At 57.5% G+C, this 20,573-nt stretch carries 24 protein-coding genes and 1 pseudogene; 17 read left to right on the top strand and 8 right to left on the bottom strand.

Annotated elements, in window-relative coordinates; all coding sequences use genetic code 11:
• Positions 1-49: 49 nt before the first annotated feature.
• From CAF80_RS23130 to CAF80_RS23115, 4 genes are all read left to right on the top strand, one after another.
• The gene (locus CAF80_RS23130; RefSeq protein WP_139831675.1) at positions 50-727 is read left to right on the top strand and encodes a hypothetical protein; all 678 of its coding nucleotides are present in this window, start codon (positions 50-52) and stop codon (positions 725-727) included.
• Complete coding sequence (locus tag CAF80_RS23125) at positions 724-1,473, top strand: hypothetical protein (protein ID WP_085667993.1); 750 nt, start codon at positions 724-726, stop codon at positions 1,471-1,473. Before CAF80_RS23130 ends, CAF80_RS23125 begins: the two co-directional genes overlap by 4 nt.
• 200 nt (positions 1,474-1,673) lie before the next feature.
• Positions 1,674-2,120, top strand: coding sequence for a Bro-N domain-containing protein (locus CAF80_RS23120; RefSeq protein ID WP_305879867.1), 447 nt, complete (start codon positions 1,674-1,676; stop codon positions 2,118-2,120).
• 174 nt (positions 2,121-2,294) lie between these two features.
• A complete protein-coding gene (locus tag CAF80_RS23115; protein ID WP_085667991.1) occupies positions 2,295-3,281 on the top strand; it encodes a hypothetical protein in 987 nt (328 codons plus the stop codon).
• Between the two features lie 3 nt (positions 3,282-3,284).
• On the opposite strand, the gene CAF80_RS23110 is transcribed toward CAF80_RS23115, so the two are convergent.
• The 3 genes from CAF80_RS23110 to CAF80_RS23100 form a co-directional block, all read right to left on the bottom strand.
• Positions 3,285-4,433, bottom strand: coding sequence for a hypothetical protein (locus CAF80_RS23110; RefSeq protein ID WP_085667990.1), 1,149 nt, complete (start codon positions 4,431-4,433; stop codon positions 3,285-3,287).
• An 86-nt stretch (positions 4,434-4,519) separates the two neighbouring features.
• Positions 4,520-5,239 (bottom strand): hypothetical protein, encoded by a 720-nt coding sequence (locus CAF80_RS23105; RefSeq protein WP_085667989.1) that lies wholly within the window; start codon positions 5,237-5,239, stop codon positions 4,520-4,522.
• A gap of 55 nt (positions 5,240-5,294) precedes the next feature.
• Positions 5,295-6,110, bottom strand: a complete 816-nt coding sequence (locus CAF80_RS23100; RefSeq protein WP_085667988.1) for a sulfite exporter TauE/SafE family protein — start codon at positions 6,108-6,110, stop codon at positions 5,295-5,297.
• A 112-nt stretch (positions 6,111-6,222) separates the two neighbouring features.
• Between CAF80_RS23100 and CAF80_RS23095 the strand changes: the two genes are divergently transcribed.
• The 4 genes from CAF80_RS23095 to CAF80_RS23080 all read left to right on the top strand — a co-directional run bounded on the left by CAF80_RS23095 (position 6,223) and on the right by CAF80_RS23080 (position 8,120).
• Entirely contained in the window at positions 6,223-6,990 is a 768-nt protein-coding gene (locus tag CAF80_RS23095) for a helix-turn-helix domain-containing protein (RefSeq protein ID WP_074688228.1), read from the top strand.
• Between the two features lie 93 nt (positions 6,991-7,083).
• Entirely contained in the window at positions 7,084-7,401 is a 318-nt protein-coding gene (locus CAF80_RS23090; protein WP_074688231.1) for a hypothetical protein, read from the top strand.
• Between the two features lie 42 nt (positions 7,402-7,443).
• Entirely contained in the window at positions 7,444-7,797 is a 354-nt protein-coding gene (locus CAF80_RS23085; protein ID WP_074688233.1) for a type II toxin-antitoxin system RelE/ParE family toxin, read from the top strand.
• Between the two features lie 2 nt (positions 7,798-7,799).
• Positions 7,800-8,120: a helix-turn-helix domain-containing protein gene (locus CAF80_RS23080; protein ID WP_039773303.1), complete on the top strand. Its 321-nt coding sequence runs from the start codon at positions 7,800-7,802 to the stop codon at positions 8,118-8,120.
• A 49-nt stretch (positions 8,121-8,169) separates the two neighbouring features.
• On the opposite strand, the gene CAF80_RS23075 is transcribed toward CAF80_RS23080, so the two are convergent.
• Both CAF80_RS23075 and CAF80_RS23070 read right to left on the bottom strand, forming a co-directional pair.
• Positions 8,170-9,687, bottom strand: a complete 1,518-nt coding sequence (locus CAF80_RS23075) for an amidase family protein (RefSeq protein ID WP_085667987.1) — start codon at positions 9,685-9,687, stop codon at positions 8,170-8,172.
• Between the two features lie 113 nt (positions 9,688-9,800).
• Entirely contained in the window at positions 9,801-10,874 is a 1,074-nt protein-coding gene (locus CAF80_RS23070; RefSeq protein ID WP_085667986.1) for an MBL fold metallo-hydrolase, read from the bottom strand.
• Between the two features lie 213 nt (positions 10,875-11,087).
• On the opposite strand from CAF80_RS23070, the gene CAF80_RS23065 reads away from it, so the two are divergent.
• The 4 genes and pseudogenes from CAF80_RS23065 to CAF80_RS29315 all read left to right on the top strand — a co-directional run bounded on the left by CAF80_RS23065 (position 11,088) and on the right by CAF80_RS29315 (position 14,390).
• The gene (locus CAF80_RS23065) at positions 11,088-11,696 is read left to right on the top strand and encodes a TetR/AcrR family transcriptional regulator (protein WP_085667985.1); all 609 of its coding nucleotides are present in this window, start codon (positions 11,088-11,090) and stop codon (positions 11,694-11,696) included.
• Between the two features lie 146 nt (positions 11,697-11,842).
• Positions 11,843-12,895, top strand: a complete 1,053-nt coding sequence (locus tag CAF80_RS23060; protein ID WP_074688524.1) for a diguanylate cyclase — start codon at positions 11,843-11,845, stop codon at positions 12,893-12,895.
• A 169-nt stretch (positions 12,896-13,064) separates the two neighbouring features.
• Positions 13,065-13,844 (top strand): annotated as a pseudogene (locus tag CAF80_RS29320) (PAS domain-containing protein); the annotation flags it as partial.
• Positions 13,830-14,390, top strand: a complete 561-nt coding sequence (locus tag CAF80_RS29315; RefSeq protein ID WP_371855247.1) for a methyl-accepting chemotaxis protein — start codon at positions 13,830-13,832, stop codon at positions 14,388-14,390. The pseudogene CAF80_RS29320 and the gene CAF80_RS29315, both read left to right, overlap by 15 nt.
• A gap of 6 nt (positions 14,391-14,396) precedes the next feature.
• On the opposite strand, the gene CAF80_RS23050 is transcribed toward CAF80_RS29315, so the two are convergent.
• Positions 14,397-15,311, bottom strand: coding sequence for a LysR family transcriptional regulator (locus tag CAF80_RS23050; protein WP_371855242.1), 915 nt, complete (start codon positions 15,309-15,311; stop codon positions 14,397-14,399).
• A 42-nt stretch (positions 15,312-15,353) separates the two neighbouring features.
• Between CAF80_RS23050 and CAF80_RS23045 the strand changes: the two genes are divergently transcribed.
• Together CAF80_RS23045 and CAF80_RS23040 are read left to right on the top strand one after the other, a co-directional pair.
• Positions 15,354-16,061: a CTP synthase gene (locus CAF80_RS23045; protein ID WP_074688243.1), complete on the top strand. Its 708-nt coding sequence runs from the start codon at positions 15,354-15,356 to the stop codon at positions 16,059-16,061.
• Positions 16,058-16,372: an antibiotic biosynthesis monooxygenase gene (locus CAF80_RS23040; protein ID WP_074688245.1), complete on the top strand. Its 315-nt coding sequence runs from the start codon at positions 16,058-16,060 to the stop codon at positions 16,370-16,372. The genes CAF80_RS23045 and CAF80_RS23040 overlap by 4 nt, the downstream gene beginning before the upstream one ends.
• Before the next feature lie 56 nt (positions 16,373-16,428).
• Here the strand turns inward: CAF80_RS23040 and CAF80_RS23035 are convergent, their stop codons facing one another.
• Positions 16,429-16,755, bottom strand: a complete 327-nt coding sequence (locus tag CAF80_RS23035; protein ID WP_039773311.1) for a DUF2025 family protein — start codon at positions 16,753-16,755, stop codon at positions 16,429-16,431.
• 217 nt (positions 16,756-16,972) lie between these two features.
• On the opposite strand from CAF80_RS23035, the gene CAF80_RS23030 reads away from it, so the two are divergent.
• Both CAF80_RS23030 and CAF80_RS23025 read left to right on the top strand, forming a co-directional pair.
• On the top strand, positions 16,973-18,100 hold the full coding sequence (locus CAF80_RS23030; RefSeq protein WP_074688247.1) for a glycerophosphodiester phosphodiesterase: 1,128 nt from the start codon (positions 16,973-16,975) through the stop codon (positions 18,098-18,100).
• A 138-nt stretch (positions 18,101-18,238) separates the two neighbouring features.
• A complete protein-coding gene (locus CAF80_RS23025) occupies positions 18,239-18,544 on the top strand; it encodes a PepSY domain-containing protein (RefSeq protein ID WP_074688249.1) in 306 nt (101 codons plus the stop codon).
• Positions 18,545-18,666: 122 nt separating this feature from the next.
• Here the strand turns inward: CAF80_RS23025 and CAF80_RS23020 are convergent, their stop codons facing one another.
• Positions 18,667-19,110, bottom strand: coding sequence for a hypothetical protein (locus CAF80_RS23020; protein ID WP_085667984.1), 444 nt, complete (start codon positions 19,108-19,110; stop codon positions 18,667-18,669).
• Positions 19,111-19,332: 222 nt separating this feature from the next.
• On the opposite strand from CAF80_RS23020, the gene CAF80_RS23015 reads away from it, so the two are divergent.
• Entirely contained in the window at positions 19,333-20,355 is a 1,023-nt protein-coding gene (locus tag CAF80_RS23015; protein ID WP_039766176.1) for a transporter, read from the top strand.
• The last annotated feature ends 218 nt before the right edge of the window (positions 20,356-20,573 follow it).

The following is a 20,573-nucleotide window of genomic DNA, read 5'->3' as shown; positions in this document are numbered from 1 at the left end:
TTTCTTGGTTCGAGTTAGAAATGATTCGTCTGACGGAAGAGTTTTTTGGGTGGACAGCTTCGATTATGCGGCAGCAGATCTTGATCCATCCGTGCTAATGGGCTGTATCGTCCAAGCGGGAAGTACAGAAGAGTACTTCGAACTTGGCCCTCTGTTCGATTTCAAAAAAACCTCGATGAGCATTCGGGATATCGCCACAGATAAGCCTTTAAAGTTCAGATTCATTTTTAACAAACCAGGCGAATCGCTGCTCGTTGGTTATGCAGACGGTGTTAGAGCGTTAGACGAAGCAGGAAATCTCGGTTCCAGCCTAGTCGACATTGAACCCACCGATCTTCATGGCATAGCTTGGAAGCTTATACTTCCAGAAGGCAAAGGACAGGGTGAAAAACCGAATGTACTAGTTGAGCGATCTTTATTCCCCACTGCCGCTTCTGCAGTAAACCAGCCTTGGTTTGGTTCTCTCGTCATGCCGGAAGTAATGCGTCAAATTGCAATTGCAATCGCAAAAGACCCCTCGGCGCTTGATGACTCCGAAACTTGGATTTCCGCATGGACGGACTTTATCATCATGTTGGGTACTAACCTGCCCGATGAGTCCTATGAAGACGATAACCTAGCTCAAGAAAACTGGGCCGATGATGTTGTTCGGAGATTCGCAGCAAAAGGGATTTTTAAACATCACATGGCTGAAGTTTTAGCCGATATGGAAGGTGCGTCATCATGACAAGCCAAGTCAGATCACTTAGTGAAGTAGGCATTGCCAAGCTTGCTGCTTGGTTAGACAACCCTATCGGGGCGGCTCCAAAGGAGCTTTTAGAGAACGATACATTTACCGATGTTGTTGATAGTGCATATCTAATCGATTTTTCCAAAAAGTTTTCCACAAGCTTTGAGCTAGGCGAGTACCTATCAAATCACGTTTTTGTGGGCGGTGTTGATCGGTTTTCCCTCTTGTCGAATCATGGAATGTGGGCATGGATCTCACTAGCTTTCATCGACAGCTTAACGAGTAAAGGACGAGGTGCTGGTGTAGGAAAACCTTTAGCGAAGCCGCACTACATAATGCAGTCTCCCAGATTGGCATATCGACTCGTTGCACGAACCGCGTGGGATCTTGTGAGTCTGCATGGCACCGCAGCCAAGGTGGCCTTAGGATCCCTGAGATCGCCTTGGGGGGAAATGGCGGAACAAATGACGTCACGTCAAGAAATCTACGCGCATCGAAGTTTTTGGCCCGTTGCAAATGCGCTTTATGCGATGCCCGATGGATCGGTAAAAAAAGGAGTGACTAGCCAACGACAAAAGAAAGATCGCTGCGACCCGAAGAGCAAAGCTGGGCTAGGTGGAATTCGCCGTCTGCCTTTCACCTTTAAACAATTCGAGCGCACTTACAACTTACGTCAGATGGACAGCGACGAAATTACAAAACTGCTGCCGACTGAGTATGTCAAATGGCAGGTAAAAGACTGATCGACCAATACGAAACTGCGCATTTATCAAACATTGATTTGCGCAGTTTTTTTGTAAATCGCACAGGATACTTATCGGCGCATAACCTCTGTCGTAACAATCTTGAACAATGGAAAGATTTTCTCTACTGCCCAGCGAGTTTTAAGTAGCTGCTTCCGACTCGTTTTCCCCTCAACAAAACCCACCTGCATGCCCTTCTGGTGGAGAACCAGGCCTGGTTCTGCGTCCATGAACTGGGGCGGTTGATGGGCAAATATCTTGATGAGCGACAGCTGCGCAAACTCGATGCCGATCAGCGGCAGATGATGCGCGTTGAGACCTACGGCGAAGCCGGAGAACACTTGATGGTCAGCGAGTCAGGTGTGTATGCGCTGCTGATCTATCACTACAGCCCCGAGTATCGGCAGCTTCGCGAGTGGGTGACGCATCAGGTTGTGCCTGCGCTGCGAGATGCCCGTCCGATGCGCTCGGTTGAGCGTCCAACATTGAGTGTTTTGAGCTGGCCGAAGATGTCGCTGAGCACGTTGCACTGGCAGGATGAGCCGTGGATTCGGTTACGGGACATGCCGTGTTTGCTTGCAGAGGATCCGTTCAATCGGCAGGAATCCTGGTGGCGTAAAGCTTCACGAATGCTGCGTAGTTACTGATATCAAACAACCGCTGCTTGAAAAACTCAAGCAGCGGTTGTTTTATGACCCGGAGTATCGGGGACAGCCAATCCTCGGCAGACGGGTTCTGCATCATTCTGAAAACAATCAGTGCAACACACCCCACCACCCGCTATTAATACCCCTCTCCCACTCAAGGACCCGAGCCCCACCATGAAATTCGACCTCGCCTACTGCCTCAGCCTCGACGACAAACTGTCGATCTATGACGTTCGCGATCTCAATTTCGATGAGACGGTGGCGTTCGATTCTGCGAAGGAACACTTCCAGTGCCCTAACGACGCCTGTCGTGCGGCGTTCGACGCTTCCAACGAGTTGGGCACGTTCAACGCCAAGAACGTGAATTACGTGCGTACGCCGCACTTCAAGAATCTGCCCGGTACGCAGCATGTGGCGGGTTGTCCGTATGTGAGTTTGAAGACGTCGGCGTCGGGGGTTGAGGCGGCGGATGGGGAAGCGGATGACGGGCGGGAGGAGCATTTTCCGTCGGAGTTGTTGCTGACGCGTCGTGAGTATATGCGCAAGCCTGCTGCGCCTGCGGGGGCGGCGGATGTGTTGCGGGATGATCCGGTGCGCGTGGCGGCTACCCCCTCAAAAGAGTCGCCGAGTCGTGAGACGGCGCCGGACAAGACCAGTGTCTTCGCTCACCCCGTGGAGTGTTTTGTGTCGAACTTCGCGGACAAGGATTTGCTCAAGCGCATGCCGTTGAAGATTGGCGAGCATACGGCGCCGTACAGTTCGTTCTTCAAGAAGATCGAGTACTTGATGGATAACAAGGGGCTGATTTACTGGGGCCGGATCAAGAAGATCGAGGACTTTCACAGCGCCAGTTTCCGGATCGATTTCGAGGACAAGGTCTGGTTCAAGAAACCGGATGACAGTAAGAAGAAGCCTTATCCGGTCAGTGTCTATCTCAACAAGAAGCTGATCGACAACTACCGCAAGCGCAAGGCGTTTCTGGAAGAGATCAAGCACGCGATCGACAGCGACAAGGAGTTGTTCTGCTTCTTCTATGGCGTGACGCCGGAGTTGAAGCAGGTGCCGGGCAAGAAGAACCCCGAAAAGCCTTTCGAGGTCTTCAATGCCAATATCGAGAACCTGGATCACTTCATCATTCGTGAAGCGCCGGGTCTGGCGTGATGGTTAGCCCTTGGGCAGTTGCAGTTGGACGGCGCCGGGGTGTTGTTTGACGACTGAGTACGGCAGGATCGACCACTCGGGTTCATCGCAACCACGTTGTACGCGAGGGAAGTACGGCCCCAGGTAGATGCCCTTGGCGGTGAAGTACCAATCGAAAACGCCCCAGACGTTTTCATCGGTGTAGTCGCAGCTGTCTTCATCACCTTCGGCGGGCTTCTTCATTTCATCGGGATACAGCGAGGTGAACTGCTTTATAAGCCACCGCGCAAACTCCTCCCTCTGTTCGCCTTCGCTTGTTCCAGTCGAAGTACCTTCACGCCCACCCACTGCCAAAACGTCTTCCAGCTTTATCGCTTGCCCAGTATGAACATTGAGATTGATCGGGGAGTTGCCGACATCCGGATGCGCGCCGCCACAGTCGTAACCGGTGTTGATGTTCAGGCTGACGATATCGGACGACAGAAACGTGGGCGCGACGCTTTGCCATTGCTCGGCATTCTCACCACCTTGCAGCATGCAGGCGTGATAACTGATGACCTCTTTCCAGAGCCGTCCCAACAATTGCTCGTTGATCCGCTGTTGCTCCTGTTTGGGATAACCGGACTCAATACTGAAGAAAGAGATTTTCGACTCCGGCTCCGCCCACCATTGCAGGTCGTAGCCCATGAAGTTGTCTTTCTTCCCCGGTTTGAGCTTGAGCCCCTGTAACCGCAAATACTCGTAGGGATCGTCTTTCGGCAAAGTGGCAATGAAGGGCAACGTCGTTGCAGTCGGCGCTGGAAGTTTGGCCTCGACCAGTTGTACCGGCAGCTTTTTGCCCTTCGGGTTTTGCCATTCGCCTCGCCAACCGTTGGCGGTTTCTTCCAGCTTGAGGGTCGGCAAAGGCTTGTCATCGCCGTAGCGATTGTTGCCCTCGACCAACGTCAGCGTGCTGTCCTGCAACGCGCCGCTGAGGGCCAAATCGCGGTGATACTTCTCGTAGAAGTAGCGACCGGTCACTTCATCCAGCTGCTGTGTATTGAGCTCGACCACAATCGGCGTCTTGCCCAGCGTGCCGGTAAACACACGTCTGCCGTCGTCAGCCTGAGCGGTGGAAAGCAGTGAAAACAACGCGGCGGCATATGGCGCCAGGCGCAACAGTCCCTTGAGCATGGATCGATCCCTGAGTGAGTCGGAGGTCGCGCCGGGACATAAGTGCCGGCGCTAGTGAATGCGGGGCGGATTATGGCGAGGGTTGCTTAAGTAATCGAGTTTCGTCGGTTGTATTCTTCCAGCCAGGCTGCGCGCTCGACTGCTGCGATCTCCCGATACACTTGCTTGCGCCGGTCCTTGGCCACTTGAACTTCGTCCTCATCCAGAGCGCAATAACGACGAAGCCAATGAACGGTCATCTCCTCATCCGGGTAGTAGTAACCCTTGGCGCCCTTGCTGTTTCTTGGGGTGTCGTTCATCTGCGCGTCGAACACCATGGCTGCGACTTCATGAGGCGGTAAACAACCGGCCCCTGCGGCCTTGTCCTGGAAGACCCAGGCAATTTCATCGATGTGTTTTTGTGCGCTGCGATGGCTGCGGCGATAGAACTGCTGCGGTCGACACATCCACTGGAATCGCTCAATCAACGGTTCGATATCAATCCACTCGGAGAGCCCGTGATGGGTTGCATGAAGCATTACACCGTTGAACCAGCGATCAGCGAATTGCCCCACAAATGCATCCAGATCAGCCTTTTTCATGTCGGCGAAAACCATGCAATAGCGAGTCTTGATATGCATGGCGAACAGCACATGCTTTCGTTGCACGGTGATCGCATGCACCAGCCACTGTTCGACACCACTGCCCATCTCATCATCTTCGATGGTTGATGACGGCGGGGCGAAATCCACCGGGGTGATCTTTTTGCCCTGATGGACGCGACTGAAGAACTTGCTGGCAGCTTCGGTGCAGTTGAAGATCAGCATCCTTGATCTCTGATAAATACTGGGGACGATGGATTATGGGTCTGTCGGTAGACGATTACTTCATCGACACTCCCAACATCACAATAACCAACAATCCAATATAAACCCAAGCATGCACCCGATCAGGTATCCGCCCGATCCACGGCGTGGCCAGTCGAATCCCCAGCAACGATCCGAGCGTCAGCACCGCAAACGCCAGCAGATCCACATACCCGACAAACCATGGCCCGATTTCTGTCTCGCTGAACCCCGCCAACAACATGTAAGTCAGCGTCCCCGCCAATGCCACAGGCACGCTCAATGGATTGGCCATCGAAGTCGCCTGCGACATGCTCAACCCGCAACGCCGCAACAACGGCACGGTCATGACGCTTCCTCCTACACCGAGAAAGGTTGCGATGGCGCCGATGCCTACACCGCCGCCGGACGATTCCAGCGTTCCCAGTCGCCGTGGGATAACGCCTTCGGATTGCGTAAGAAAGCCGCGTCGCAGCAGACAATCGACAATCGTTACGCCGAGATAAGCGATGAAGGCATAGCGAATGACTTCGCCGCTGACCCACACCGCTGCGATTGCGCCAACGACCGCGCCCAACCCGATGAACCCGCCCAAGGGCCACAGGTAATCACGGATGAGGTTGCCGGCACGGCGATGTTTGCCGGTGGCGACCAGGGCGTTGACGATCATCACGCAGGTCGAGGTGGCGACGGCGATGTGCATGGCGGATTGGTTGATCGGGTCGTCGGCGCCGTGGCTCGCGGTGAGCATGCGGTACAGCAGCGGCACGACGACGAAGCCGCCGCCGAAGCCGAAGAGCACGGCGGTGATGCCGGTCAGGCAGCCGAAAAGTGTCAGCAAGAGGTAGAACATGGCGCGTCGTCCGTGGTTGGGGAGCGGTCGACGATAGAGCGTCGGTGCTTGGCCTGCTTCAGCAAGTCAGCCAATAATGTTCGCGTTTACGCCAACTGCCGGGTGCCGCTCGATGCGCAATGTTTCGATCAATCTGCTGGATGACACGCCACGCCCGGTGGTGGCGATCGGTACGGATTATTCCCACGGCTATCTGTTGCCACGTCATACGCATCGACGGGCGCAATTGTTGTACGGCGCGACGGGGGTGATGCAGGTCAGCACGCATGATGGCAACTGGGTGGTGCCGCCGCAGCGAGCGGTGTGGATTCCGCCGGGTGTGGCGCATGAGGTGTTGATGCTGGGGGTCAGCACGCGCAGTTTGTATATCGAGCCGGGGGCGGTGGATCTGGGCGAGCGTTGTCAGGTGATCAGTGTGTCGCCGTTGATGCGGCACTTGCTGATGGAAGCAGTGGAGCTGCCGCTGGCCTATGACCTGACCGGGCGCGACGGAGTGCTGATCGATCTGTTGCTGCATGAATTGGTGCGCAGTGCACCGTTACCGTTGCATATCCCGCTGCCGTCTGACGGAAGACTGCTCGAATTGTGTCAGACCTTTCTGCATCAGCCGAATGCTCACCAATCACCCCAGCATTGGGCCGATCAGCTGCACGTAAGCTTACGCACCTTCAACAGACTGTTTCGTCAGCAGACCGGCCTGAGTTTCAGTCAATGGCGCCAGCGCGCCTGCGTGGTATTGGCACTGGCACGGCTGGCGGCGGGTGAAGCAGTGACGCGGATTGCCCTGGATTTCGGCTATGACAGCCCGGCGGCGTTCTCGACGATGTTCCGCCGGATCCTCGGTCAGGCACCGTCCGTCTGGTTGGAGACGGCGAACTAGGGCAAATCAAAAAATGCATTTGATCCCGGCCGAAAACAACTGTACAAAAACACAGTACATTTTCCATCAGCACTCTCGAGCCCGGAGCACACCATGGCCTCTTCAGCGATGAACCTCATCCTCGAACGTATCGCCCTTTTCCAGTTCACCCCCACCCATTGCGCCCAGGCCCGAGGGATGTTGGGCTGGAGCGTTGAACAGTTGTCGCGAGAGGCCAAGGTTTCAGTAGACGACATACAGCGATTCGAAGCGCAGCAGGACGTGGCGGATGCGGTGCGGCTGGCGTTGACCTATCGGTTCGAGGCGCAGGGGTTGGTGTTCTTTCCGGGGTTTGCGCCGGGGCGTGGGGGAAATGTCAGAAGTGCGATGCCGGAATCAGCGAGTCATGGAGATTATGCGATGGCTGACTGAACCAATTGATTGAGATTATCCCAATATAGGTATATTTTTCGCATGAGTACAAGGAAGCCACTCCTGTGGGTTAGCAGTAGCAAGAAAGATCTCAAGCAGATGCCCACTGATGTACAGGATGTTTTTGGTTACGCACTGGATTTGGCCCAAAGCGGTCTCAGACATCCAGATGCAAAACCTCTGAAGGGGTTTGGAGGCGCGGGTGTCCTCGAGTTGATTGAGGACTTTGATACGAATACCTACCGCGCCGTTTACACGGTCCGTTTTGGCAATGCAATTTACGTCCTGCATTGTTTTCAGAAAAAGTCGACCACCGGTACAAAAACCGCGCAGTGCGATGTCGATCTGATCCGAAAGAGACTTCAAGCCGCTCAGGACCACGCGAAAGGAACTTAGAAATGATTGAAATCGAAGAAGGCAGCGGCAACGTCTATCAAGACCTCGGCTTGCCCGACGCCAGTGAAATGCAGGTCAAGTCTCAACTCGCCGCAAAGATCGGTGAAATCATCAAAGCGCGTCATCTCACTCAATCTCAAGCTTCTGAAATCTTGGGGTTATCACAACCCAAGCTATCCGAAATGCTGAGAGGAAAATTCCGCGGCATCAGTGAGGCCAAGATGATGGAATGCCTTTCCCACCTCGGCCGAGATGTGCAGATTGTGGTCAAACCGGCCCCCCGCTCTCGCAAAGAGGGCCGAATTGAGGTGGTGTTCGCTTGATACGGCAGTGCTCCAAATAGTCGAAGACAACGCACTGCCAACAAGGTGTTTACTCCTTGAACCGCGGATACCGCAGTTCCATCGAAGCCTGTTCGTAGCTGTATGCCATGGCAAACAACTGTGGCTCGCTCCACGGCTGGCCGTAAAAGAACACGGAGGTCGGCGTGTCGTCATCGCTCATGCCCGAGGGCAAGGTGATTGCCGGGTAGCCTGCGGTCGCAGCGGAGAACTGGGAAAAGCCGTCCGATTCGGCGAACAGGGCATCCAGTTTGTGCTCACGCACCTGCTCATCGATAGCGTCTTTGAAGTTCTGGCTGATGGTGGTAATCAGTACGCTCGCCTCCTGGTGGGAAAGCGCCGACGCGTTGATGGCCTCCAGCATCTGCTGGCCGTGTTGCTCCTCACCGGGGATGGCCTGGTTGAAATCGATCAATGCCTGCAATGAATTGATCGGCATCCCCTGGCGGCTGGCGAGATATTCGGGCAGTTCATGCTTCATCCCGCCCATCAGGCCATCGATGTAGTCATCGATATCCGGAAGACGCACAGTCAGCGGGACCAGCGTGGCGCCCTGCTCCTCCAGAGTTGCCATAGCCACCAGCATCTCCAGACTCGGGCTCAGCTTCGTATCGTGGGACCCTGTGTACGCGATCGGATAACCGATCCGTTTACCTCGCAAGGCGTTCCTGGAAAGCAGTGCGGTGTAGTCGACGCCAGTGGGCGCGTCGGCAGTGGCGCTGTCCGAAACGTCAATGCCTTGCATGACGTTGAACAGCAGCGCGGCATCGCGCACGGTACGGGTCAGCGTGCCCGGCGTGTCCTGCAGGCGGGTGATCGGCACGATGCCGGAGCGACTGAACAAACCCAGCGTCGGTTTGACGCCAACCACACCGTTGGCCGACGCCGGGCAACTGATCGAACCATTGGTTTCAGTCCCCAACGCCAGTGGTGTGAAACCGGCGGCTACCGCAGCCGCCGGGCCAGAACTGGAACCACAGGTGCTCTCACTCAGCACATGAGGATTTTTCCCCTGACCGCCACGCCCGCTCCACCCCAGGGGCAGAGACATATCACGCATGCCCGACCACTCGCTCATATTGGCCTTACCCAGCAGGATGGCGCCGGCATCGCGCAGTTGTTTAACCGTGAAAGCATCCTGAGCCGCCGGTTGTCCGACCATGGCCAACGAGCCGGCACTGGTTTGCATGCCGTCAGCGGTATCGAAGTTGTCCTTCAACAGCACCGGGATACCGTGCAACGGGCCACGACTCTTGCCTTGCGCACGCTCATCGTCCATCGCGGCTGCGATGTCGAGAGCCTGGGAATTCATTTCGATAACGGCATTGAGGGACGGGCCTTGCTTGTCCAGATCCGCAATGCGTGTGATGAGGTGTTGAACCAATGCGACCGAGGTCAATTCGTTGTTGACCATCATTGCACTCAGCTCGCTGGCGCTTGCGTATTCAAGTGCTGCACTGGAAGGCGCTGCGAGGGCGACGCTGCTGGTCAGCGAAAGCAGGATGATTCGCGCCAGCGTATTCATGCTGCGTTTAAAGCGGAATTTCATTTTTCTAATCCTTGTTTAAGCCAATCACGAGTGAGTCATTTCACTCGCGACCAAGCCTACCGAAGCCGCAGGAAACGGCTGTCAGCAACAAGAACCAGTGCTGGTAGGAAAACTCACCCAGCCTTGTAGCCGCTACAAGCAACGCGCCCCTTTTCTGACACCTCTTGTTCCATTTCCAACCACCACGCGTCCCCACGTTGCGGTTGCATCAGGTTAAACGCCTCGCCCATTTTCGGCGTGGTAATCGACACGCTGCGTTCCCAGGCCAGCGCAAGAATGCGGTCGAACGGCTCATGCCAGGCATGCATCGCCAGGTCGAACGTGCCGTTGTGGATCGGGAACAGCCAGCGGCCCTTGAGATCGATGTGGGCTTGCAGGGTCTCTTCCGGCTGCATGTGCACGTGAGGCCATTCGACGTTGTAGGCACCGGTTTCCATCAGGGTCACGTCGAACGGGCCGTACTGTTCCCCAATGCGTTTAAAGCCGTCGAAATAACCGCTGTCACCACTGAAGAAAATCCGCGTGTCGCCATCGATGATCACCCACGAAGCCCACAGGGTCTGGTTGCCATCGAACAGGCCACGACCGGAGAAGTGCTGCGACGGGGTGGCGATGAAGCGGATGCCGGCGACTTCTGTGCCCTGCCACCAGTCGAACTGGCGAATCTTGTCGGCATCGATGCCCCACTTGATAAGGGTGTCGCCGACGCCCAGCGGGGTCAGGAACACGTTTACCTTGTCTGCCAGTTTCAACACGGCCTCGTAGTCGAGGTGGTCGTAATGGTTGTGCGACAGGATCACCGCTTCGATCGGCGGTAACTCGTCGATGCTGATCGGTGGCTGGTGGAAGCGTTTCGGGCCGGCCCATTGCACAGGCGAAGCGCGCTCGGCAAACACCGGGTCGGTGATCCAGAACTTGTCTTGCAGCTTCAGCAGCAAGGTCGAGTGGCCGAGGCGATAAACGCTGTGGTTGGGGGCCGCGATCAGGTCAGCGCGGGTCAGTGGCTGCACCGGAATGGCTGCCGCCGGCCGAGTGTTGCGTGGTTTGTGGAAGATCATGTTCCACATGATCCGCAGCATCTTGCGCAAACCTTCGCGCTGCACCGGCGCGTGATTGCGGAATACACCTTCGGCCTGACGCGAAGGTTCAGGGGTTTGACTGCCCGCAGAAGCAATGGATTTGGCCATGACTGAATGACTCCGGAAACACCGCGCAATTCACGGCTTTCCACGGTGGGACGATAAATGGCCAAGGCACGCACGCATCAGCCGGACATCTGGTTTTAGGTTGTACCGATTAAGGCAACATTACACTGATCGGTGTACTTTCTAGGTTGCATCAAACCCGGTGACAAGTAAACTGCCGAGTGTAATTTCACCTTTTTCTGCCGAATCGAATTTATGACAGCTCCAACGCGCCTCACCGACCGTAAACGCGAAGCCATCATCCAGGCCGCGATCGCCGAATTCCGAACCAACGGGTTTGAGGTCACCAGCATGGACAAGATCGCGGCCACGGCCGGGGTATCAAAGCGTACGGTGTATAACCATTTCCCCAGCAAGGAAGAGCTTTTCGCCGAAATTCTCAATCAGTTGTGGGCACGAATCAGCACTGAGCAAGCCGTGTCCTATCAGCCGGATCAGCCTTTGCGCGATCAATTGCGAACGATGCTGATGGCCAAGCTGCAGATGATGGCAGACGACAATTTCATGAATCTGGCCCGTGTCGCCATAGCCGCCGCAATCCATTCGCCGGAACGCGCGCAGAACATGGTGGCGCGCATGGGCGAACGTGAGGAAAGCGTGACCGTGTGGATTCGTGCCGCCCAGGTGGATGGTCGATTGAAACCGGTCGATCCAGAGTTCGCCGCCCATCAAGTGCAGGGGCTGCTGAAAACCTTTGCCTTCTGGCCGCAGATCTCCCTGGGCCAGCCCTCGCTCGAGAGCACGATGCAAAATGCCGTGGTCGATTCTGCAATCGACATGTTCCTGGCCTGCTATCAGCTCTAGATCAGGCCTGCGCCACAGTAAATGGCTCACAAGGACACTGAATTTTCCCGCTGGAATAAATGACAATGCCTGCCATTGGCCGATGAACGGTCACGCTGAAGAATTACACTGCAAAGTGTTTCAGAATGAATCTGGCGCAGAACACCATGGAAAACCAACGCGGCAAAGGCTTGTCATTCGCCAGACGCATTTACCTGCCGCGAGCCATCGGGCTGGGCATCGGCTTCTTCAGTGTGGGCGCCGCGGTGTATCCGTTGAACATGCCGTCCTGGCTCTGGACCTTGTTGCTGTTTAACGGCTTTCTCTGGCCGCATGTGGCCTATCAATGGTCGACCCGCTCGGCCTTTCCCTATCGCGCCGAACGCCGCAACCTGCTCTATGACTCGGTGTTCGGCGGTTTCTGGACCGCCTGTTTCCAGTTCAACCCACTGACCACCGTGACCATTCTGTCGATGATGACCATGAACAACGTGGCCGCCGGTGGCGTGCGCCTGTTCTGGCTTGGCGCGCTCGCCCAGGTGATTGGCGTGCTGCTGGGCTGGTCAATGTTCGGGGTCAAGTTCACTCTGACGGCCACGCAGACTCAAGTCTGGGCCTGCCTGCCGATGCTGACGCTTTATCCGCTGGCTTTGGGAATGGTTTGCTATCGGTTGGCGATCAAACTCGCCGAACACAAACGCACTCTGAGCGCCCTGAGCCGCACCGACAGCCTGACCGGCCTGCTCAACCACGGCGCCTGGAAAGACCTGCTGCATCTCAAGTTCCAGCAGTGCCGGCAGCACAATTCCCAAGCGATTCTGGCGCTGATCGACATCGATCATTTCAAGTCGATCAACGACAGTTACGGACACATCGTCGGCGATGCGGTGCTGCGGCAATTGAGTCACGAGCTGAAGTTCGTGCTCGACGGAAGCGAGCTGGCCGGACGATACGGCGGCGACGAATTCTGCGTGATCCTGCCCAACCTGCCCCTGAGCAAGGCCGAAGCGCTGATGAAGCAACTGCGTCAGGGAATGGATCGATACCGCGATCCCGACGTCCCCGAGCTGCGAGTCAGCCTGAGTATCGGGCTTGCTCGCTATCAAACCTCTTACGCCGATGCCCTTGAGTGGTTCGAAGATTCCGACAAGGCGCTGTACACGGCCAAGCACACGGGACGTAACACAATCAGCGTAGCGTTGAGCCGATCACCCGCCTGAAAAAACTTGTACAAAATTGAGAAAAATCGATTTCTTGTACAAGTTTATAAAGTTTTGTATAAGTTAATCCGCCAGCCGGGATGCTGGCACACTGCTTCCAGCCATCGAGATATCTGGCTGGCTGACGCGGAAACAGGGACCCCACCTTCAGTCCTATTTCCAGAGTGCCATGAACATGATTTTCAACCGCCACAAGACTGCCCTCGTCGATCTCCAAAACACCATCAACCAACAAGCCGGCCTGCTGGAGGCGATCAACCGCTCCATGGCAGTGATCGAATTCGATGTCGACGGTGTCGTTCTGCGCGCCAACGACAACTTCCTGAAAACCATGGGTTACACCCGTGAACAGGTAGTCGGCCAGCCCCATCGCCATTTCTGTTATCCCGAGTTTGCCCGTGGCAATCAGTACACCGAGTTGTGGTCGCGATTGAAAAGCGGCCAGTTCCAGTCCGGCACCTTTGAACGTATTGACAGCCAGGGCCGACCAATCTGGCTCGAAGCCAGCTATAACCCGATCAAGGATGACTCGGGTCGCGTGGTGAAAGTGGTCAAGTACGCCATGGATGTCACCGCCAAAGTGCAGCAGGAAAGCGAAGCCAATGCGAAATTGCAGGCGATCGACCGCGCCATGGCGGTGATCGAATTCGATCTCGACGGCAATATTCTCACTGCCAATCAGAATTTTCTGACGCGCATGGGCTACACCCTCGCCGAACTCAAAGGCAAACATCACCGTTTGTTCTGCCCCGCGCAACTGGTCAACAGCAGCGCCTACCAGGATTTCTGGCGCCGATTGAATCAGGGCGAACTGTTTCAGGGCCAATTCGAACGCGTCGACAAACGCGGGCAGACCGTGTGGCTTGAAGCCAACTACAACCCGGTCTATGACGCTGCCGGCCGCTTGTGCAAAGTGGTGAAGTTCGCGTCGGACGTGACCGCTCGGGTCGAGCAGCACGAGCAGGATGCGCGCAGTGCCAGCGCCGCCTATCACATCTCGGTGACCACCCGAAAAGTTGCCGAGCAAGGTACGCAAGTGATTCAGCAAGCGGCCAGTGAAATGCGCGAAATTGCCGACGACATCGCCGAATCCTCAACCCTGATCGCGCAACTCGGCGAGCGCTCCGAGCAGATCACCGCCATTGTCAACACCATCCGCGCTATTGCCGATCAGACCAACCTTTTGGCCCTGAACGCCGCCATCGAAGCTGCGCGTGCCGGCGAGCAGGGTCGTGGCTTTGCCGTTGTAGCCGATGAAGTTCGGCAACTGGCGGCACGCACCAGCGGCTCGACAGCGGAAATTTCCAACATGATCGGCCTGATCCAGACCGAAACCCGTCAGGCGATCAAGAGCATGGACGGCACCCGTGGTCGCGCGGCGCAGGGTGTCGAACTGGCGGATCAGGCCGGTACGGTGATTTTGCAGATTCGTGACGGCGCCAGCGAAGCGGTGGAAGCCGTGAGCATGTTCGCCAATGACCGGGCGCCGGGTTAAACGCGATCACGGCAACCGCAGCGCCCGCCCCAGTTCATCGAACAGCGTGACCACCGAGCGCAATGCGCGGCAGTCCGGGCGGGTGAGCAGCCACAGCGCGGTGTCGTAACCGTGCAAGGGTTCGCTCAGGGCTTGAAGACCATCATCGATCAGAAAGTCCGGCAACGCCGCCACGCCCAGTCCGGCGCGGACCAGTTCCGTCACCGACAACATGCTGTTGCAGCGATAGCTCGGCGTCACACCGGGCAACTGCTGACGGCGCCAGGCGACGGTCGGGTGATCAGGCAAAAAGTCGTCCGGGGCGATCCAGGTCAGTGCCGCCAGATCGGTCGCTTCAACCTTTTGTAGATAACGCTGACTGGCGCAGACACGGTAGGAAATCTTCGCCAGCTCACGTCCGACCAGATGCTCCGGCGGTGTACGCGTCAGGCGCAGGGCGATGTCGGCATCGCGGCGGCTGAGGTTGGCGAAATCGTTTGAGGTGCTCAGCTCGATGGTCAGCGCCGGATAGTTCGGCATGAACTGCGCCAGCGCCGGCAGCAGCAGACCTTGCAACACCGAATCGGTACAGGTCAGGCGCACCGTACCGCTGACCACTTCACCGCCCTGCTCCACGCCGATTCGCGCCGCTTCCAAAGCTTGCTCGGCGCGTTCGGCCTGCTCGGCCAGGGTCTGCGCGAGGCTGGTGGGCAGGTAACCGGCGCGGCTTTTTTCGAACAGTTGCTGGCCGAGTGATGCTTCCAGTCGGCGCACGGCGCGAAACACCGTCGACACATCGACCTTCAACAACTGCGCGGCCCGGGCCAGAGAGCCGCCGCGCACTAAGGCGAGAATCAGGGCCAGATCCGGGAAATCCAGTTGGTATTGCGCGGCTGCATTGATCACTTGGGCAAACGCCAATTTAGAGTGCGTGAACGCCAATCTATAGTGAGCGTCATCCCTCAACAAGCACAGCGAGTCCTCATGGAATCCAGAGCCCTGCGCATCGCCCTGATTGGTGATTACGATCCGCAAGTCACCGCCCACCAGGCCATCCCGGTCGCCCTTGGACTGGCGGCGGAACACCTTCGCCGTCCGGTCGAATTCGAATGGTTGGCCACCGACCGAATCCTGCCCGAGACGCCGCTGGAACCATTCGACGGTTTCTGGTGTGTGCCGGCCAGCCCCTATAAAAGTGAAGACGGCGCCCTGCGGGTCATCCGCTTTGCCCGCGAGCAGCAGCGCCCTTTCCTCGGCACCTGCGGCGGTTTTCAGCATGCGGTGCTGGAGTTTTCCCGCAACGTGCTGGGCTGGGCCGACGCCGAGCATGGCGAAACTTCGCCTGACTCGAGCCGCGCAGTGCTCACACCGCTGACCTGCTCGCTGGTGGAAGCAGTGGACAGCATTCATCTGGTGCCCGGTTCGTTGATCGCCAGGGCGTACGAAACGTCGGTAATTCGCGAAGGTTATCGCTGCCGCTACGGTGTGAATCCGCAGTTCGAACGGGAGTTGCTGACCCATGAACTACACGCCGTGGGTCACGATTCGGCAGGCGATCTGCGCGCCATCGAACTGAAAAACCATGTGTTCTTTGTCGCCACGCTGTTCCAGCCGGAACGTGCGGCGCTCAAGGGGAACTTGCCACCGCTGGTGCGGGCGTTTGTCGAAGCCTGCTCGGAGCACTGTCGATGAAACCGGACACTGAGTGTTTCGCCGTGATCTTCACGTCGACCCGCACCGAGGGCGACAACGGCTATGCCGAGGCCTCCGAGCGCATGATGCAATTGGTTGCCGAGCAACCGGGTTTTCTCGGCATCGATTCGATCCGGGGCGCGGACGGGGCGGGGATTACGGTTTCGTACTGGGAGAGTGAGGCGGCAATTCTGGCGTGGCGCGAGCATCCGGAGCACCGGGTGATTCAGGCGCGTGGACGGGCCGAGTGGTATTCGGCGTTTCATACGCGGGTGTGTCGGGTGGAGCGGGAGTATCGGTTCGGGAAATGAATATTGCGCCATCGTCAGCAGGCTGGCGATGGCGGCAAATGATTCACCGAAGCATCTCAGCCCTTCACCAGACTACGCACCGCCTCAATCTCCGGCACTTCGCGTTTACTCATATAAACGCGCAACGGCTCGGTAATGTTGATCCGGTCATCGATGTTCTGGTCCAGCAGCAACTGGATCAGTTCGCGCTTGAGGGTCATGGTCTGTTCGGTGGTGGGTGCCCAGACGAATTCGCTGCACGGAATGATGCCGTCATCGGCCACGTCCATGCCGAACGAGTCCTCACTGAAGCGCACGATGTACTGGCCGGTCTTGCGGTTGAGGCCGACGAAGCCCTTGAGGTCGTCGGCGGCCTGGCAGATGAGTTGCGATGTGATGCGCATGGTAAACCTCACGAAAAGGATCGATGGTCTACACGCAGGGCAATGCGTGGCGCGCCCTCTGCCGGGGCGGTTGCCGTGCACAAGCGTACTGCAAACGAACGCACAAAAGTGCGCAAATTTTCGCTTTCAGTACGTTTATGTCGGTCTCGCGATAGCACGTTTTCGTTTGAGTTGCTAAAAGGTACATCTTCGAAAATACCTGCGAAAGGACCTCGACATGCCCGCCACGTTCACCAAAAGCGCACTGCTGCTGAGCCTGATGCTCGGCCTCGGTCAGGCCCACGCCGCCGGCCAGCCAACCCCGGTTGCGCTCGCTGCCTCCGAGGGCATTCCGCACCCGGCGGTGATCGCCCACCGTGGCGCGTCCTTCGATGCCCCGGAATCCACCGCTGCGTCCTACAAACTGGCCCGCGACCTGGGCGCCGATTACCTGGAAATGGACTTGCAGCGCAGCAAGGACGGCGTGCTGTTCGCCCTGCACGACGACAACCTGCAGCGCACCACCGACGTCGCGACCAAGTTCCCGGAGCGCAAGGACAGCCCGGCCAATGCCTTCACCATGGCCGAACTGAAAACCCTCGACGCCGGCAGTTGGTACAACGCCAAGTACCCGGATCGCGCCCGCCCGTCCTACGTCGGCCTGAAGATTCTGACCCTCGATGAAATCATCGACATCGCCCAGGCCAACCCGAAGCACAAGCCGGGTCTGTACATCGAAACCAAGGAGCCGAAGCTGTTCCCGGGGATCGAACATGACCTGAAGGAAAAACTCCAGGCCCGCGGCTGGCTGATACCGGCCGGCGCCAAACAGGCTAAAAACGTCGCCAGCGTCGGCGAGAGCAACGGCAAGGTGATCCTGCAAACGTTCGAGAAGAGCAGCCTGGAAATGCTGCAGAAGGAAATGCCGCAGGTGCCGAAAATCCTGTTGCTGTGGGTCGGCGAAGGCAGCATCGAGCCGAAATCCAAAGTGACCTTTGCCGAATCCGGCGAGAAGGACAAGAACGCGTTCTACGGCAAGCAAGAGCCGAAATCCGAAGCCGAGTTCAAGCAGTGGATCGACTACGCCAAGGCACAGGGTGCAATCGGCACCGGCCCTTCGGCGAAGCTGACCCACGGCGGCGATCAGAGCTATTCGGATCTGGTGCAGCCATGGATGAACAAATACACCCACGATCAGGGCCTGCTGGTGCACGTCTACACCGTGGATGAGCCGGTGGACTTCGAAAAAGTCATGGCCTCTGGCGTCGACGGTATCTTCACCAACCGCGCCAGCGAGCTGCTGAAGTTCTACAAACGCCCGGCCGCCGCCAGTGTGGATCAGGTGTTGAAGAACAACGGCTTCTGATCTGCAAATTCGGGCGTCAGTATCGCGAGCAGGCTCGCTCCCTCGGGGAGTCCGGCCTGCTCGCTGCGTTTTAAGGGTGAATTAAGTTGCGGTGATTAACCTGAACTCACTTAAACGAATCACCCAAAGGAATAACCGATGAAAACCCTGACTGCCCTGTTTACCGCTGCCGCCCTGACCCTCACCGCTGGCCTGGCTCAGGCTGACGTTCGCGTTGACCAGATCCCTGAGCTGGTCAAGTCCGGCAAGATCAAATCGCTGGAGTCGATGAACGCAGAAGCGCTGAAACTGCATCCGGGCGCGACCATTACCGACACGGATCTGGATAACCACTTCAATGGTTATGAGTATGAAGTTGAACTGCGTGCTGCTGATGGCAAGGAGTTCGATGTGGACTTCGATGCGACCACCGGCAAGGTGCTGAGCAACAAGCAAGACACTTGATTCACCCCAACAATCCCCGTGGGAGCGAGCCTGCTCGCGATAGCGCTGGATCAGTCAATATTGAATTGGCTGACCGGACGCCATCGCGAGCAGGCTCGCTCCTACATTGTTTTGTGGTGACCTTAAGCTGAGGTGCTGACCAGCGAACCGGAAGTACCGCTGTCCGAATCCTGCAACGCCGCCAACAATGCCGCCGTCGCCGTCTGCAACGAAGCCGACGTCGTCGCAATCTGCGACTGCGCCGTCGCGACATCCGCAGCCTTGGCGTCCTGACTTTCCTGCTTGGCCTGAGCCGCTTGCAACGCCTGCTGCTCTTCCTGCAACTGCTTCTGCAGCTCGGCAATCTGCTTGCGCAGTTCCTTCACCGTATCCGATTCATCGCTGCTGGAACTGCTGTCGCCCGCCGGCGCCGCGCCACCGCCCGCCGCGACTTTGCTGGTGTCGGCCTTCACAGCGGTGCTGGCCGCTGCGGTGGTCGAGGTGTCGTCACCGGTGTCGGCAATCGAGGTTTTGCTGGTGGGTGTGGTGACGGTCTGATTGATCGAAACAGACGTGATGCTGACCATGGGGAATCTCCAATGCCGGTGATAGATAACCGGGCATCGGCGGCGGCCTGCACGAATTGAGATCGACTGTGTACCGACTCGGTATCCGAACCGGTACACAGTCCCTGGCCGGTCAGATTTCACGTCACCCTGCCGTCACACAAGCGTCATGTGACATTGCGATGATGCGGCTCAGGTGAATCTGCAAATCCCGCGACAGACGCCTCCTCGCAGCGAGCCTTCATGAACCACAGCCTCGATATCAGCCATCGCGATCCTGACCTGTTCGGCCTGCTTTACGGCTTTCGCTTTCGCCCCGGCGAACGCGGGCGCGAGGTGGATTCGGCCACCGCCCTGCGCTGCCTGCAAGACGATAGCGACAGCGATGAGTTTCTCTGGCTGCACCTGAACCTGGCCCACGCCGCGTGCGAGCGCTGGATGAAAAGCCATCTGCAATTGCCCGAGGAATTTTTCGAAGCGCTGCACGAAGGTTCGCGTTCGACCCGCATCGAGCATGTCGATTCGGCGTTGCTGGCGGTGGTCAACGATGTGGTGTTCAACCTCAGCAGCATGGTGTCGTCGGACGTGTCGACGCTGTGGGTCTGCGTGCGCAGCAAACTGATTGTCAGTGCGCGTCTGCAACCGCTGCACTCGGTGGACAAGCTGCGTTCTTCGGTGAAGGCCGGCGAGTGCTTTCGTTCGCCGTCGGAACTGTTGGTGCACCTGCTGCGCGACCAGGGCGAAGTGCTGACCCAGATCGTGCGCAAGACCAGCATGAGCGTCGATCAGGTCGAGGACGAATTGCTCTCCTCGCGACTGTCGACCAACCGCGCCGAACTCGGCGCCAACCGTCGGGTGCTGGTGCGCCTGCAACGACTGCTGGCGCTGGAACCGGGTTCGCTGCTGCGCCTGCTCAATCGGCCGCCGCCCTGGTTGCAGAAGGACGACGTGAAGGAGCTGCGCAAATCCACCGAGGAGTTCGCGCTGATCATCAACGACCTCACGGCTCTGGGCGAGCGAATCAAGCTGTTGCAGGAAGAGATCGCCGCCAACCTCAACGAACAGAGCAACCGCACGCTGTTCACTCTGACCGTGGTCACGGTGCTGGCGCTGCCGATCAACATCATTGCCGGTTTCTTCGGCATGAACGTTGGCGGCGTGCCGCTGGCCACCGATCCGGAAGGGTTCTGGATTCTGGTGGCGCTGGTGGCGACGTTCACCGTGATTGCCGGGCGCTGGGCGTTTCGCAAGCGCCGGGATTACTGACCTTTCTTCAGCGCCGCTACAGTCGCACGCTCGTTCCCACGCTCTGCGTGGGAATGCCGCCCGGGACGCTCCGCGTCCCTGTGACGCGGAGCGTCACCTTATGCATTCCCACGCAGAGCGTGGGAACGATCACCGTCTTCAGTCAGAAGACCAGCGGCGCGGCTAATCCGCCAAACACTGATCTGTCGCAGTCTCTCTGTAATATTTAGCAACGATTA

The sequence above is a fragment of the Pseudomonas sp. B34(2017) genome (assembly GCF_002112915.1).
Lineage (GTDB): Bacteria > Pseudomonadota > Gammaproteobacteria > Pseudomonadales > Pseudomonadaceae > Aquipseudomonas > Aquipseudomonas pharyngis.
The sequence above is the reverse complement of the archived record's forward strand: the minus strand, read 5'-3'. Positions and strand labels throughout refer to the sequence as shown.

Excerpts from the sequence above, each read along its gene's own strand:
- CAF80_RS23065 (WP_085667985.1), top strand. The coding sequence starts at position 11,088 with ATGACAGCTCCAACGCGCCTCACCGACCGTAAACGCGAAGCCATCATC.
- CAF80_RS23110 (WP_085667990.1), bottom strand. The coding sequence starts at position 4,433 with ATGCTCAAGGGACTGTTGCGCCTGGCGCCATATGCCGCCGCGTTGTTT.
- CAF80_RS23030 (WP_074688247.1), top strand. The coding sequence starts at position 16,973 with ATGCCCGCCACGTTCACCAAAAGCGCACTGCTGCTGAGCCTGATGCTC.
- CAF80_RS23045 (WP_074688243.1), top strand. The coding sequence starts at position 15,354 with ATGGAATCCAGAGCCCTGCGCATCGCCCTGATTGGTGATTACGATCCG.
- CAF80_RS23095 (WP_074688228.1), top strand. The coding sequence starts at position 6,223 with ATGCGCAATGTTTCGATCAATCTGCTGGATGACACGCCACGCCCGGTG.
- CAF80_RS23035 (WP_039773311.1), bottom strand. The coding sequence starts at position 16,755 with ATGCGCATCACATCGCAACTCATCTGCCAGGCCGCCGACGACCTCAAG.
- CAF80_RS23080 (WP_039773303.1), top strand. The coding sequence starts at position 7,800 with ATGATTGAAATCGAAGAAGGCAGCGGCAACGTCTATCAAGACCTCGGC.
- CAF80_RS23020 (WP_085667984.1), bottom strand. The coding sequence starts at position 19,110 with ATGGTCAGCATCACGTCTGTTTCGATCAATCAGACCGTCACCACACCC.
- CAF80_RS23015 (WP_039766176.1), top strand. The coding sequence starts at position 19,333 with ATGAACCACAGCCTCGATATCAGCCATCGCGATCCTGACCTGTTCGGC.
- CAF80_RS23070 (WP_085667986.1), bottom strand. The coding sequence starts at position 10,874 with ATGGCCAAATCCATTGCTTCTGCGGGCAGTCAAACCCCTGAACCTTCG.
- CAF80_RS23060 (WP_074688524.1), top strand. The coding sequence starts at position 11,843 with ATGGAAAACCAACGCGGCAAAGGCTTGTCATTCGCCAGACGCATTTAC.
- CAF80_RS23090 (WP_074688231.1), top strand. The coding sequence starts at position 7,084 with ATGGCCTCTTCAGCGATGAACCTCATCCTCGAACGTATCGCCCTTTTC.
- CAF80_RS23125 (WP_085667993.1), top strand. The coding sequence starts at position 724 with ATGACAAGCCAAGTCAGATCACTTAGTGAAGTAGGCATTGCCAAGCTT.
- CAF80_RS23100 (WP_085667988.1), bottom strand. The coding sequence starts at position 6,110 with ATGTTCTACCTCTTGCTGACACTTTTCGGCTGCCTGACCGGCATCACC.
- CAF80_RS23115 (WP_085667991.1), top strand. The coding sequence starts at position 2,295 with ATGAAATTCGACCTCGCCTACTGCCTCAGCCTCGACGACAAACTGTCG.
- CAF80_RS23105 (WP_085667989.1), bottom strand. The coding sequence starts at position 5,239 with ATGCTGATCTTCAACTGCACCGAAGCTGCCAGCAAGTTCTTCAGTCGC.
- CAF80_RS23025 (WP_074688249.1), top strand. The coding sequence starts at position 18,239 with ATGAAAACCCTGACTGCCCTGTTTACCGCTGCCGCCCTGACCCTCACC.
- CAF80_RS23040 (WP_074688245.1), top strand. The coding sequence starts at position 16,058 with ATGAAACCGGACACTGAGTGTTTCGCCGTGATCTTCACGTCGACCCGC.
- CAF80_RS23085 (WP_074688233.1), top strand. The coding sequence starts at position 7,444 with ATGAGTACAAGGAAGCCACTCCTGTGGGTTAGCAGTAGCAAGAAAGAT.
- CAF80_RS23075 (WP_085667987.1), bottom strand. The coding sequence starts at position 9,687 with ATGAAATTCCGCTTTAAACGCAGCATGAATACGCTGGCGCGAATCATC.